The following is a 14,033-nucleotide window of genomic DNA, read 5'->3' on the forward strand; positions in this document are numbered from 1 at the left end:
CAATCGGATTCGAAAGGATGTTTTTTGTAATGAAAATTTTAGTGTTAGGAGCCACCGGACGGGTTGGAAGTCATTTCGTCACTAATGCCCTACGTTCCAAGCATCATGTAACTGCACTGGTTAGAAGCCCGGAAAAGCTACAAATCAGCGATGACAATTTCGTTCTGCATCAAGGAAACGCGTTAGTCAAAGAGGATATTCATCAAGCCATACAGGGTGTGGATCTCGTTGTTAGTTCCTTAAGTACCGATGGAACGACTACATTATCGCAATCCATGGGACATATTATTGAGGCTATGGCTCAGGAGCGTATCAAAAGAATCATTACCATTGGTACAGCAGGAATATTGGAAAGTCGAACTGATCCTGGCTTGCTTCGTTTTCAATCCTCCGAATCCAAACGTAAGTCCACTCGAGCAGCTGAGGAGCATCTGGAGATGTACAACATTCTCAAAGCTTCAAATTTAGAATGGACCATCGTGTGTCCTACCTACTTATTTGATGGAAAATCTCTTGGTAAGTACCGGGTTGAGCGCGACTACTTGCCTGACGGTGGAACTTCAATATCTGTAATCGATACGGCAGAGTTTGCTTATCAACAATTAATGTCTGATGAGTATGTACAGTCACGTGTAGGCATAGCCTACTAGGGTGTCTCCTAAATCTCAATTAAGGTATATCTCTTCGTTCAAAAAAGTAAGTTTCAATATAAACAAGCAATTTACGAGCCTGCCACTGTTATCCATTAGGAACAATTGCAGGCTCTATTTGTGTCTGCTGTTGAGCTATTTAAGTCCTTCATATAGAGGAAATTGCGAAGTGATTTCACGGACATTACCTAATATTTGATTTTTTACATCCGAGTTCTTTGGATTTTTGAAAGCAAGCCCTATCAGCTGAGCAATTTCTTTCATTTCCCTGGCTCCAAGCCCTCTTGAAGTCACAGCCGGAGTTCCAAAACGAATACCGCTTGTAACCAAAGGACTTGCCGTATCGTGAGGGATTGCATTTTTATTCGCCGTAATCCCTACTTCATCCAGTAAAGCTTCGGCTTCTTTGCCTGTAAGGCCCATAGTTCGTAAGTCAACCAACACGATATGATTATCTGTTCCTCCCGATACAAGGGTGAGCCCTTCATACATCAAAGTTTCTGCCAATACGTTGGCGTTATTCAAAACACCTTCAATATATGTTGTGAAATCGGATTGCAATGCCTCACCTAATGCCACCGCTTTCCCCGCGATAACGTGCATGAATGGCCCGCCCTGAGTCCCCGGGAATACAGCTTTGTCAATCGTCTTTGCCCACGACTCCCGGCACAAAATGGCTCCCCCTCGTGGTCCTCGTAAGGTCTTGTGTGTGGTAGTTGAAACAAAATGGGCATGCGGTACCGGGTTAGGATGCAAACCTGCCGCAATAATTCCTGCTATATGCGCCATATCTACAAAGAAAAGAGCTCCCACTTCGGCGGCAATCTGGGCAAATAATTCAAACTCAATGGTCCGCGGGTATGCACTTCCACCTGCAACGATCATGCGTGGACGAAACTTATAAGCAAGTTTACGTACTTCGTCAAAGTCAATGCGGCCCGTCTGTGCATCGACACCATATGGAACAAAATTGTAAAACCTCCCTGAAAAATTAACAGTACTTCCGTGTGTTAGATGACCACCTTGGGATAGATTCATGCCAAGTATTGTGTCCCCAATCTCAACCGAGGCAAAATATACTGCCATGTTAGCCTGAGAACCGGAGTGAGGCTGCACATTCGCATGTTCAGCACCAAAAAGTGCTTTAAGGCGGCTATTTGCTATCTCTTCGATTGTATCGACATGCTCACATCCGCCATAATATCTTCTGCCCGGATACCCCTCCGCATATTTATTGGTCAATACCGAACCTGTTGCTTCCATCACAGCTTGACTTACAAAATTCTCTGATGCAATCAGTTCTATCGTGTCCTGCTGCCTTCCAAGCTCTTGCTGGACAGCCATTCCTAATACTTTGTCTTGCTTCTCCAAATGTTTCATGAACATCTTCCTCTCAATATTACGGTTATTTATTCGTTCCAAATTGTTTTTTGGGAAATTTACTATTCATCAGTAGATGTGCCATCATTCCTGCAAACAGTCCCCAAAATGCACCACCCACACCAAGCAAAGTCACATTCGCTGCTGTCGCCAAAAACGTAATCAATGCAGTTTCACGTCCCTTAGGGTCCGTTAATGCATTGGCAAGACTGCCACCGATGGTTCCAAGTAAGGCCAATCCCGCTAATGTTGCAATAAAAGTAGCAGGAAGAATCAAAAACAGAGCAGCCAATGTTACGCCAAAAATGCCGACAAAAATATAAAAAACACCACAAGCAATTCCTGCAATATACCGCTTCGTTGAATCCTCATGTGCATCTTTCCCTGTACAAATCGCTGCTGTAATAGCTGCCACATTAAAAGCATGTGATCCGAATGGGGCTGCAAGAAGCGAACCCAAACCTGTTACAGCTAAAATAGGATTGGCACTTGTCTTGAATCCATCATTACGCAGAACAAGCATTCCGGGCATATACTGCCCCGTCAAGGTAATAATGAACAGCGGTAACGCAACGCCAAGTAAAGCATTTAACGAAAATGCTGGAACAACAAATACAGGCGATGCTACAGCCAATTGGATCGTACTGAAGTCTGTTTTCCCCATACATATCAAATAAATCAAACCGATTACCAATATGCCAACAATGGCGTAACGGGAAGTAAACCTTCTTAGCACGATATAGCCTGCAAACAGTACAATTACAAGCAAAGGATCTACCTTCGCCCCTCCAAAGGCCGAAATACCAAACTGTAGTAAAATGCCAGCTAACAATCCGGAAGCGATGCCTGGGGGAATAAGTCGAACGAAACGTTCAAACATGCCTGACAAACCTAAAATAATAAATCCAACTGCCGAAATCATGTAAGCGCCAATAGCTTCTGGATAAGGCGTTACCGCTAATGCTGAAACGAGAAACGCCACACCCGGTGTCGACCAGGCTGTAATAATCGGCTCCTTGTATCGATAACTGAGCCAAATTCCTGTCACTCCTACCCCAATCGAGATGGACCAAATCCAGGAAGCGGTCATTTCCGGGCTTAAACCAGCCACTTTTGCTGCTTGAAAAACAAGAATAAACGTACCCCCGTAATTAACAATTACGGATATTAAAGCGGCGATCACCGGCGATATCAGATCACGGCCACGTAACGAAGGGGATGCTGTCTTCATATTTAACACTACCTCTCACTTAATCATCGATGCGTGTGTTTTCATTCCAGTAATACTCGTCCGGTAAGTAGCGTTGACCAAATACACTTGTCCCTACCCGGATCATTGTAGCTCCTTCTTCAATGGCGACTTGGAAGTCACCAGACATACCCATCGATAAAATATCCATTTCTACGCGTGGAATATTTTTCTCTTTAATCTGTGTACGGATCTGGTTTAACAATCGAAAACAATGCCGTGTTTCTTCGTTCGTCGCATTCAGTTTTCCAATAGTCATTAAACCTTTCACGTTTAATGTCTCGAATTGAGACAACTGTTCTACAAGCTCAACGGCTGTTTCTGGAGAGGCACCAAATTTACTTTCTTCGTAGGACGTATTAATTTGCACAAGAATGTCTAAGGTCTTATTCTCTTTGAGAAGCTGGTTATGTAACGCTTGACCCAGTTTCAGACGATCTACGGAATGGATGAGCGTAACATATTTAAGAACGTCCTTTACTTTATTTGTTTGCAGATGTCCGATAAAATGCCATTCCACCTGCTTGCTTTGTTCCATGAGTGGGAATTTGTCTCGGAGTTCTTGAGCTTTGTTTTCTCCAAACAGGACCTCACCTGCTTGAATAGCCATTTGTAATTTCTCTAGCGGTACCGTTTTGGTAGCGAGCAGCAACTGAATTTCCTCTATGTTGCGACCGGAAGTTCGGCAGGCCAGTGCCATTTGCTGTCTTACAGCTTGAAGATTTTTTTCTACTAGATGTTTCATGTCAGCCACCTTCTTTCTATTCCAAACAGGAATGAATCAATGAGATTAGCTCCTCCTTATGTATTGTGAAGACTGTGTGGAACGTCATGCTAGTATAGCAACGGATGGATTGGATATAAATGTCCAAAAATGCTCTTTTTGAGCAGTCCAAAACGATAAAGTGGACATAAATCAATTGGGTCATCTTTAATATGCTTTCAAAAGTCAATAATGTGATTGATGTGATGCCCGCACGCTTCTTCTGAAATGAGAAAAGCCGCTAATTTAGCGGCTTGGTTTAGTCCTATGTTCATGTCCAAGAAGATACATGTTTTATGATGATTTACTCATTCACATTTTCCTTGGTTACCAGCTTCAATTCAGCGGGAATCGATGACTCCACCTGCTTGCCACTGAGCACATCCAAAGCAGCTTGCAGCGCCAGTTGTCCAATCAGTACAGGCTGCTGAGCGACTGTTGCCGTCAATTTTCCATCTTTAATGGATTTGATTGCATCATCATTTCCGTCGAATCCGATGACCGGAATGTCTTTACCCGAGCTTTGAATCGCTTCAATCGCACCAAGTGCCATCTCGTCATTATGGGCAAATACGGCCTGCACGTCAGGATTACCCTGAAGCAGATTCTCCATGACATTTAATCCTTTGGACCGATCGAAATCAGCAGATTGTTTGGAAACCACATCGAGTTGCTTGTCAGCCACTTCATGGAAGCCTTTACCCCGTTCTCTTGTTGCGGAAGCGCCAGGTACACCCTCAAGTTCAATGACTTTTGCTCCCTCACCCAGTTGTTCAACAAAGTATTCAGCTGCCATGCGACCACCTTTAACGTTATCAGATGCCACTAGTGCCGCCACTTCGCCTTTATCTGCGGAGCGATCCAGCGTGATTACAGGAATGCCCACACTATTAGCGGATTGAACCGCTGTGGAAATCGCTGCAGAGTCCGCGGGGTTAATCAGAAGTGCACTAACGCCTTGCTGAATGAGATCATCCACATCATTGGTTTGTTTGGCCGAATCGTTCTGCGCATCCACCACGATGACCTGTACCCCCTGTTTTTTGGCTTCAGCCATTACCCCGTCCTTCAGTGATACAAAGAATGGATTGTTTAGTGTAGATATCGACAAACCTATTTTCTTCTGTCCGTTACTTTTGTTTGGGTCAGGTTTCGCCCATTCCGGTGGCTCCAAAGAGCACCCGGCCAGAACGATGATCATCAGCATACTTACGAGTGTTACAGTCCACTTTTTCATATTCGCTTCTCTCCTTATGCTGTTTTCTTGCGGTCCAGCAGGACAGCAATGGCAATGACGATACCTTTTACAACCATTTGATAAAATGAGTTTACTTCAAGCAAGTTCAATCCATTATTCAACACGCCGATAATCAGAACACCGATCAGTGTACCAACGATGCGTCCTCGTCCTCCAGCCAGACTTGTACCACCCAATACAACTGCTGCGATTGCATCCAGCTCGTAGGATGTACCTGCCGTTGGTTGCGCTGAATTTAAACGCGATGTCAGAATTGCACCTGCCAGAGCAGCGAGCATACCTGTCAGGGAGTAGATCATAATTTTCACGCGATTAACTTTGATACCCGAGATAATGGAGGCTTTCTCATTACCACCGATGGCGTACGTTTTGCGGCCAAAAGCCGTTTTATGCAAAACAATCCACAGAATCATGAAGGTAATCAGCATCGTGATTGCAGGTACCGGAATGCCCAGCAGGTAACCGCGCCCGAACAATTGGAACAACAGGTTATCCCCGAGGCCTGTAATTGGGTTACCATTTGTGTACACCAACGTTAACCCTCTGAATATCGTCATGGTTGCCAATGTAGCAATAAACGGAGCCATTTTCCCTTTGGTAATCATCAGTCCGTTCACCATACCCATGACACCACCGAGTGCTACACCGATAATGATGGACAAGATCGGATCCAGACCGGACAACATCATATTTGCTACAAAAGCACTGGATAAAGCCAGAATTGAGCCGACCGACAGATCAATTCCACCCGTCAGAATAACAAATGTCATACCAAAGGCAATCAGCGCATTAATCGAGACTTGACGCAATAAATTCAAGATATTAAGCGGTTCCAAGAAACTTGGATTCAACACCGATACGATGAGAATAAGAATGATTAAGCCAAGTAGCGGTCCCAATTTTTGTATCACGTTTGAGAAACGGAATCCGCTTTTAGCCGTTTTGTTTTCCTGCATTGTTGTCATATCACTGTCCCCCTGTGGCCAATGTCATAATGTGTTCTTGTGTTGCTACTTCCCTTGCAACCTCGCCACTGATGTGTCCCTCATGCACAACCGCGATCCGGTCGCTCATGCCGAGCACTTCAGGTAGCTCCGACGATACCATGATGATTGCAACGCCGCGGTCTGTCAGTTCATTCATCAATTCATAGATTTCACGCTTCGCCCCGACATCCACTCCGCGGGTAGGTTCATCTAGGATAAGAACGCTTGGTCCGATCCCAACCCATTTCGCGATAACCACCTTCTGCTGGTTACCCCCCGATAGATTCCTTGCCGCCGTCTCGGAGGATTGTGTTTTGATCTGTAGACGTTTGATCAGTGTATCTACAAAGTCTTGTTCTTTCGAAGCTGAGATGAAACCTTTGCTTGAGAAACTGAACAGATTTGGCAACGCCATATTCTCGCGAATAGAGAAGTCTAATACCAGCCCTTCATCCTTGCGGTCTTCTGTAATAAACCCGATTCCATGTTTCACGGCATCTGCCGGTTTGCGAATGTTCGCTTTTTTGCCGCGGATGAAGATTTCACCGCTATCCAACGTATCCAAACCAAAGATGGTTCTCATGATCTCTGTTCGTCCAGAACCCATGAGTCCTGAGAAACCGAGTATTTCCCCCGCTCTCACGGTGAAGTTAATATTCTCGAATAGACCTTTGCTGCTTGCATTCCTTACTTCGAGGACAACTTCACCATAAGAAGGATTGCGGACAGGATAACGCTCGGTAAGTTCACGACCCACCATTTTCCTAACCACTTCATCAAAGCTTGTCTGCGGAATAGCCTGTGTGTCTACCGTTCTTCCGTCACGCATGATGGTAATCCGGTCACAGATCGTGAATATCTCCTCCATTCGGTGAGAAATATACACGATGGATACGCCTTCCTTCTTCAGGGAGCTGATTACACCAAACAGCTTCTGGATCTCGCGCTCCGTAAGTGCTGCTGTTGGCTCGTCCATTATGATGACCTTGGCATCTGTCATTAGCGCTTTGGCAATCTCGATCATCTGTTGCTGCCCGACAGAGCACTCTCCCGCAGGACGTTCCAGTGGTATGTCTACGGAAAGCTTGGCGAACTGTTCTTTTGCAAGCGCTCTCATTTGTCTTGTATTAAGCAACCCGATGGATGATGTCAGTTCCTTACCAATAAATAGATTATCCAGCACCGTCATTTCAGGCCATACATTCAGCTCCTGATGGATAAAGGTGATACCCAGTTTCTCTGCTTCTTTCGGACTTGCAAAATAGTTTTCTTCTCCGTCTATGGTAATGGTTCCCTGATCACGCTGATGAAGACCAATCAGAATGTTCATCAGCGTGGATTTGCCGGCTCCATTCTCCCCCATCAGGGCATGAACCTCACCATCTTTTAGTTCAAAATCCACTCCGCTCAGCACCTGATTCGTTCCAAACGCTTTATGAATGTCTTGCATCTGAATGTGCATTACGCAACCTCCTTTTAACCGAAATGGACTCCCGATTGTAAAATGCAATTGGCATAGGGTGTGGCTTCACCTGTGCGGATAACCGCTTTCACCTGCCGAGTTAATGCTTTGAATTGTTCATGGCTGACGGAAGCATCGATTGCTTCTACCCCGAATTTCTCTGTGATGAATTGCATGGCTACCGGATTGCCTTCGAGAATCTCTTCAGCCACAATGACTTTCTCAATGACCATATCTTCTGCGATCGCTTCCACCACTTCGCGAAAACTTGGTGTTCCCAGTTTGAGGGCCAGATCAATTTTGAGCACCCCATCCGGTACCGGCAGACCTGCATCCGCAATCGCAATCATGTCCGTATGGCCCAGATCAGACAAAATCTTGGAAATGTGACTATTCAACATGCCATTTCTTTTCATTACAAACTCTCCTCTACTTCATCACGCGTCGGCATGCCGCCCTGCGCTCCGAACTTGGTAACGGACAACGATGCAGCCCGATTGGCGAAGCGTATACTATCTTGCAACGCTTTTCCTTCAGCCAAAGCAACTGCAAACGCGGCGTTGAACGTATCCCCTGCCCCAGTAGTATCGATAGCCTCAACTTTATAAGTTGGGACTAGAATTTCCTCAGTGCCATCAAAGTAACGTACACCTTTACTGCCCTCCGTGATGAACAACTTGTTTGGATACTGACGTAATGCCTGTGCCGGACTCATGCCCTGAAACAAAATCTCAGCTTCATGCTCGTTCGGCGTGATATATGCGGCATTGTCGATCACTTGTTGCGGTAATGTTCTCGCCGGAGCGGGATTAAGCAGCAGGGGTGTGCCGAATTCTGCACACAATGCACTCACATGCACAACCGTTTCCTCCGGAATTTCCTGCTGAATTAATACGATATCTGCACCGCGGATCACTTCAGCTGCTTCATCGACATATGCAGGAGTGACTTCACGATTTGCCGCTTCAACCACTACGATACTATTATCACCTTCTGCCAGAATGATATGAGCCGTTCCACTTTCTAAATGTGTAACCGGTTTCACATTTTGCGTATTTACAGCATTTGCGCTAAAGTTCTCTAAAATATCTTTGCCAAAAGCATCGTCGCCTACCCTGCCGATCATCGCAACCTCGGCACCCAATCGTGCAGCAGCAACAGCCTGATTGGCTCCCTTACCGCCAGGAACCGTTTTGAAGCTATCGCCAAGAACGGTTTCACCCGCCCCCGGCCGTCTTGACGAAGTAACAACCAGATCCATCGAACTGCTTCCAATTACACATATTTTAGCCATCTGATCTCACCTTTCTCGTAGTGCCCCGTTCGATGAAACTTACGGGCAACTGTATGTTTTTGTTCTCTACTGCAGCTTGTTCCACAAGCTGGATAAGTAATCCCGCCGCTTCTCTTCCCATCTCGTATGCTGGCTGATGGATAGTCGACAACGCCGGCGACAACAGGCTGCTCATTGGAATATCATCGAAACCGATCACTTGTACATCATCGGGAACTTTTCTTCCAATTCGTGCTGCCTCATGCAGTACTGCCATGGCTGCGATGTCATTGCTGGCAATGACCCCGTCTGTGTCCGCATACTTTCTGAATAATTCTTCAGCCCATACACCTGCCTCGTTAATTGAAAATGAGGTCGTCTGGATCACCCGGTAGTCTAACCCAGCATCACGGATGATTTCAATCGCTCCTTCAAAGCGATCTTGAGCGGGTCTGATCTGTGACGGTCCCTGCATAACTGTGATCCGGCGACTGCCGCGTTTGATTATCTCCCTTGCAGCTAGTCTTCCACCTTCCCTGCCGTCCGCATACACGGATGGACGATCGAGTGATGTTCTGTCCAGAAACACAACGGGAATCTTCAGCTTTTCATATATTGAAGAATGAGGATAGTTCGTTGAAGAGATCACACCGACCACATTGTTCTGGATAAACGTCTGGATGTAATCCTGCTCCTTCCGTTCATCCTCATCACTATTTCCAAATATCAGTCTATAATCCTGCTCTTGCATCCGGTCCTCTACACCGCGGGCCAACTGCGGGAAGTAAGGGTTGGCAATATCCGGCAACAATAGGCCAATCAGTTTGGACTTGCGCTTATATAATGAGCGGGCCACTTCATTTGGCGAAAAATTAAGCGCCTTCACAGCATCTTCCACTTTCTTGCGTGTGTCGGCATGAACATAACCTCTATCATTAATGACTCTGGATACGGTGGCAACAGATACGCCAGCCAATTGAGCTACGTCTTTAATTGTTTTCATAAGTTGCTCTCCTCTATGTGTAACCGGTTACAGACATTAAATTATCATATTATTTTCGATTTGACAAGCGTTTTTATTCTGGAAATTTCTCCAAGTAAACATGAAAGTACATTGAAATTCATCTGTAACCTGGCTTCTTCCCGTCTTATTCAGTCTTCTCAGCTATATTAAGGAGTTAATTATCATTACAAATATTAGCGATATGTGATATGGTCAGTGAGGATAGTAGATTCGTACATACATATGTGCATGAAATGCGAGGAGAAGATTGAGAGTGATAGAGAGAAATACCCTTGAGAAACCGAGTAAATTTAGTGATCCCATTTTTGTTATGCTCGTGGCAAGCCTGTGTTGCTTGTTATGGGGAAGTGCGTACCCTTCCATTAAACTTGGATATATCGCATTTAACATTTTACCGGAAGACATTGCTTCCAAGTATGTATTTGCCGGATATCGATTTACACTGGCGGGCTTGCTGCTCTTGCTCCTGTCTCGTATCGTTAGAAAAGAGAAGCTCCAATTGTCTAGGCCGCAGTGGACAAGCCTCATCATGTTAGGTATATTGCAAACCGGTTTGCAATATATGTTTTTCTACGTCGGCGTAGCCAATACAACGGGTGTCAAAGGCTCCATTATGAATGCAACGACAACCTTTTTCAGTGTTGTTCTGGCCCATTTCATCTATAAAAACGACAAATTAAGCAGAAATAAAATCGTTGGCTGCTTGCTCGGATTCGTTGGCGTCATTATCGTAAACTTCCATACGGATCTGCTTGCTTTTTCCTTTTCATTCACAGGCGAAGGCTTCGTTATTATAGCGGCACTTGTTTTTTCCGTTACAGCCCTTTACGCAAAACGTCTCACCGCCACCATCGATGTTCTGATCATAACAGGTGTCAGCTTATTCGTCGGGGGACTGGTGCTTACGCTGTTAGGTCTATCACTCGGCGGTCGAGTCACCCATTTCACCCTGGAATCCACCAGTAACTTGATCTACCTGGCTTTGCTGTCCTCCGTCGCATTTTGTCTATGGAATATGCTTCTCAAGTATAACAAGGTCGGAAGAGTGTCTGTATACAACTTCCTAATCCCTGTGTTTGGCGCATTGTTATCGGCTTTATTCTTAGGTGAAACGATTCTGGAACTGAAAAATCTGGCCGCATTGCTGTTTGTGTCGGTCGGCATTTATTTAGTCAATCGTGTACGTTCTGTGCAAAGCTCTAATAACACCCCAATAAAATAGACTACGCGTCCACTTCCATGGATAACAAAAAAGCCGCTAATCAGCGGCTTTTTTTGTAAGTTCGTATATGAATACGTTCAGTTTTCGCTATGTTATACCTTAATATATATTCGTAAAGTCAATTAAGTCTTCTTCTTCCAAATAATTAAAAACTATAGTGTGCTTACCCAGCTCATATTCCATCTCATAACCACCCACAACTTCATTATAATATTCCGAGGTGGGTTTTCCCATCCAACGTTTCACATTCCATGGTGAGAGATACTGCTTTTCATTGTACAGCTGGATAACCGCAATACGTGATTTCTTGCTAAGCTCGTGCATGTATGAAACAAACCCGATGCCGAATTTAGAATAATAATAGTACGCTCCCCATTCCCCGTTTGAACGAGAATTGGGTTTTCCCAATTTTTTTTGCATTGCTTGAAGCGTCATACCAATCTTGATGTCCGTCCGACCTGGCAATACACCCTTTAAAGCGGCTTCCTTCAGGCTTTTCAGGTAAGCGCGATCGCCAACACCCGAGTTCGGCCAAGCGTCTGAACGGAGGTTACGCGTATCTTCCAACCGCAATTCCAATTTGTTCACATTCAGCTTAAACGTATCAACCCCATAGACAAATTGAAGGTTGTTGTAATTTTTGAACTGCACTCGGGCACCTGAAAGAGTACGGATTCCATCATCTCTGCTTGCAGAGTAGGAATCGTCGATTTTTTTCCCCTTATTATCGACATATGTTACACGGCGCAATTCCCCGGAACGAACAATATACGTTTTCACCTCATTAAAATTAGAAGTTCCCCAATCGGTGATCATCAGCATGTCTGATGTACTAGCCTCTTTGCTCTTCACAACGAAGTTCCAGGTTTGAGGCAAAATAATCGTATTCAGATCCAGTTTTGCTGCCTGGACAGTTCCGTATGCTGCACCTTTTTTCAGCAAGGCCGCACGATACGTACCTGAATAGCTCTTATCGCCTTTTTTATTGTTGGTCCAACCATTTTCTTCGGTCAGCGTTCTCTTTTGTTCATCATAAGCGAAAATATAAACGGTGTAAGCCGTTTGTTTGGCATCACGAAGTGTAAATGAAAGCCGGCTCATACTTTCGAGCTGTTTGGCGGAGATTTGCTCTCCTTTGGCAGCAGCATTGGGTGGAAGCAGAAGCAATGCGCTCAGAACATAGGCGATTAAGGTAAATAAGGCTAGAGAAGCCCATTTTGCGTTGTGTTTAGGGTGTATCATCGATGACTCTCCTTTGAGTGAAAAAATAAAAATCTAACAGCTCTTTTCTAATTTTAAATCTTTGACAATCTCAACATTCAAACAGGTACTTGCTAGAGTGTAGCCTTGATCAAACTATGTAAATAATATAGGTTCATGTTCAATAAGCATATCCTCCTACTAGTACTATTTTCCTAAGAATGATAACATACCCTTTCTAATAAAGAAATATATAACAATCTGAATCAATAGTTTTCGATCCATATAACATAAAAAAAGCCGCTATATAGCGGCTCTTCAAGTAACTTCGAATACCATATCATTTACAGACAGGAGTACACCACATTACGTAAGCGTCGTTGAACGTATGGCTCCTGACTGTTCAGCAGGTGCTGGGCATACATAACCGTAAGTTCTGAATCCGGATCAATAATAGCCATACAACCAGCAGCGCCGCTCCATCCAAATTCGCCAATTGGACTCAGTGAGCCACTTCCTGCTTTGGAGATATGTGTGCGAACACCCAGTCCATAGCCGTATCCATACATATGATCCCACGAATAATCACCGCGAGTCATCTCGTTCAGGTGATCCGTTCGCATCAGTTCCACTGAAGCTTGTGACAGAATGCGCACGCCTTCGGGACTCGTACCACGCCCAGTTAGTGCGTTCAAGAAAAGTGCATAGTCACTAACGGTTGACAACAAACCTGCACCGCCGCTCTCCAGCTCGGTACCCACACGGAATCCATTACCATCCATACGTACAGCCTTTTCAAGCTCATCATTGTAAGCATACTGCGGAATCAGGCGCTTCTGCTGCTCATCGTTCAGATTGAATGCTGTATCGTTCATGCCAAGTGGTCCGGTTATTTCGTCACGTAGATACGTACCAAAGCGTTTGCCACTTACCACTTCCACCAAGGCTCCCAGCACATCATGACACATGCTGTAATTCCAGTGTGTTCCTGGTTCAAACAACAACGGTTCATTGGCAAGCGCTCTCGCGAAATCACGAGTCGGCAATGTTCCATCAGTGCTTTTTACAACTTCTTGAATGCTTGGACAACCAACATCATACGAGAACCCGGCAGTCATGGTGAACAAATCACGTACTGTAATGGCTCTTGTCGCCTTTTCCAGTCGGATCTCCCCGTTCGCCATCGTTTTTTTCACCGTCATCTCAGCATACTCTGGCAGATAATCAGACAAGGGATCGCTTAACAGCATTTCCCCTTTCTCCACCAGTTGCAGCCCTGCCACGCAAGTCATGATTTTGGTCATGGAGTATAGATTGAAGATCGCTCCATCACCGATAGGTGTTTTCTCTTCCAGATTGGCGTATCCATTACGATAATGGAAAACGGTATCATTTCGATGCATCACCAGCACCTCTGCCCACGGTATACGCCAGGATGTAATGCGGTCGATAAATGAAGCAAGCGGTTTAAAGTCCATTTTTTCCCGTCCTTCTATGTAAAATCGTTTATCATTTTGCGATGTGGTACCTATTCAATCCCACAATCGACATATTAATAATATACGA

General features: G+C 44.9%; 13 protein-coding genes. 2 read left to right on the plus strand and 11 right to left on the minus strand.

Annotation, left to right across the window (positions count from 1 at the left end):
• Positions 1-29: 29 nt before the first annotated feature.
• Positions 30-650 carry an NAD(P)-dependent oxidoreductase gene (locus QF049_RS08745; RefSeq protein WP_307536607.1) on the plus strand — a complete coding sequence of 207 codons (621 nt, stop codon included), beginning with the start codon at positions 30-32 and terminating at the stop codon, positions 648-650.
• A gap of 135 nt (positions 651-785) precedes the next feature.
• On the opposite strand, the gene QF049_RS08750 is transcribed toward QF049_RS08745, so the two are convergent.
• The 9 genes from QF049_RS08750 to QF049_RS08790 all read right to left on the minus strand — a co-directional run bounded on the left by QF049_RS08750 (position 786) and on the right by QF049_RS08790 (position 10,024).
• On the minus strand, positions 786-2,030 hold the full coding sequence (locus QF049_RS08750) for a serine hydroxymethyltransferase (RefSeq protein WP_307536609.1): 1,245 nt from the start codon (positions 2,028-2,030) through the stop codon (positions 786-788).
• A gap of 25 nt (positions 2,031-2,055) precedes the next feature.
• On the minus strand, positions 2,056-3,261 hold the full coding sequence (locus tag QF049_RS08755; protein ID WP_307536612.1) for a benzoate/H(+) symporter BenE family transporter: 1,206 nt from the start codon (positions 3,259-3,261) through the stop codon (positions 2,056-2,058).
• Positions 3,262-3,280: 19 nt separating this feature from the next.
• Positions 3,281-4,024, minus strand: a complete 744-nt coding sequence (locus tag QF049_RS08760; protein ID WP_307536615.1) for a YggS family pyridoxal phosphate-dependent enzyme — start codon at positions 4,022-4,024, stop codon at positions 3,281-3,283.
• 322 nt (positions 4,025-4,346) lie between these two features.
• On the minus strand, positions 4,347-5,279 hold the full coding sequence (rbsB, locus tag QF049_RS08765) for a ribose ABC transporter substrate-binding protein RbsB (protein ID WP_307536617.1): 933 nt from the start codon (positions 5,277-5,279) through the stop codon (positions 4,347-4,349).
• Positions 5,280-5,293: 14 nt separating this feature from the next.
• Positions 5,294-6,256 carry an ABC transporter permease subunit gene (locus QF049_RS08770; protein ID WP_370511443.1) on the minus strand — a complete coding sequence of 321 codons (963 nt, stop codon included), beginning with the start codon at positions 6,254-6,256 and terminating at the stop codon, positions 5,294-5,296.
• A gap of 10 nt (positions 6,257-6,266) precedes the next feature.
• Entirely contained in the window at positions 6,267-7,748 is a 1,482-nt protein-coding gene (locus tag QF049_RS08775; protein WP_307536619.1) for a sugar ABC transporter ATP-binding protein, read from the minus strand.
• A 14-nt stretch (positions 7,749-7,762) separates the two neighbouring features.
• Positions 7,763-8,164 carry a D-ribose pyranase gene (gene rbsD, locus QF049_RS08780; protein ID WP_307536622.1) on the minus strand — a complete coding sequence of 134 codons (402 nt, stop codon included), beginning with the start codon at positions 8,162-8,164 and terminating at the stop codon, positions 7,763-7,765.
• Positions 8,164-9,042, minus strand: coding sequence for a ribokinase (gene rbsK, locus QF049_RS08785; protein WP_307536624.1), 879 nt, complete (start codon positions 9,040-9,042; stop codon positions 8,164-8,166). Before rbsK ends, rbsD begins: the two co-directional genes overlap by 1 nt.
• On the minus strand, positions 9,035-10,024 hold the full coding sequence (locus QF049_RS08790) for a LacI family DNA-binding transcriptional regulator (RefSeq protein ID WP_307536626.1): 990 nt from the start codon (positions 10,022-10,024) through the stop codon (positions 9,035-9,037). Before QF049_RS08790 ends, rbsK begins: the two co-directional genes overlap by 8 nt.
• Positions 10,025-10,298: 274 nt before the next feature.
• On the opposite strand from QF049_RS08790, the gene QF049_RS08795 reads away from it, so the two are divergent.
• Positions 10,299-11,267 (plus strand): DMT family transporter, encoded by a 969-nt coding sequence (locus QF049_RS08795; RefSeq protein WP_307536628.1) that lies wholly within the window; start codon positions 10,299-10,301, stop codon positions 11,265-11,267.
• A 99-nt stretch (positions 11,268-11,366) separates the two neighbouring features.
• Here QF049_RS08795 and QF049_RS08800 read toward each other — a convergent pair whose 3' ends face one another.
• Both QF049_RS08800 and QF049_RS08805 read right to left on the minus strand, forming a co-directional pair.
• Positions 11,367-12,509: a DUF4309 domain-containing protein gene (locus tag QF049_RS08800; protein ID WP_307536630.1), complete on the minus strand. Its 1,143-nt coding sequence runs from the start codon at positions 12,507-12,509 to the stop codon at positions 11,367-11,369.
• Between the two features lie 302 nt (positions 12,510-12,811).
• A complete protein-coding gene (locus tag QF049_RS08805; protein WP_307536631.1) occupies positions 12,812-13,945 on the minus strand; it encodes a serine hydrolase domain-containing protein in 1,134 nt (377 codons plus the stop codon).
• Between the last annotated feature and the right edge of the window lie 88 nt (positions 13,946-14,033).

It is taken from the genome of Paenibacillus sp. W4I10 (assembly GCF_030816325.1).
GTDB classification, from domain to species: domain Bacteria; phylum Bacillota; class Bacilli; order Paenibacillales; family Paenibacillaceae; genus Paenibacillus; species Paenibacillus amylolyticus_B.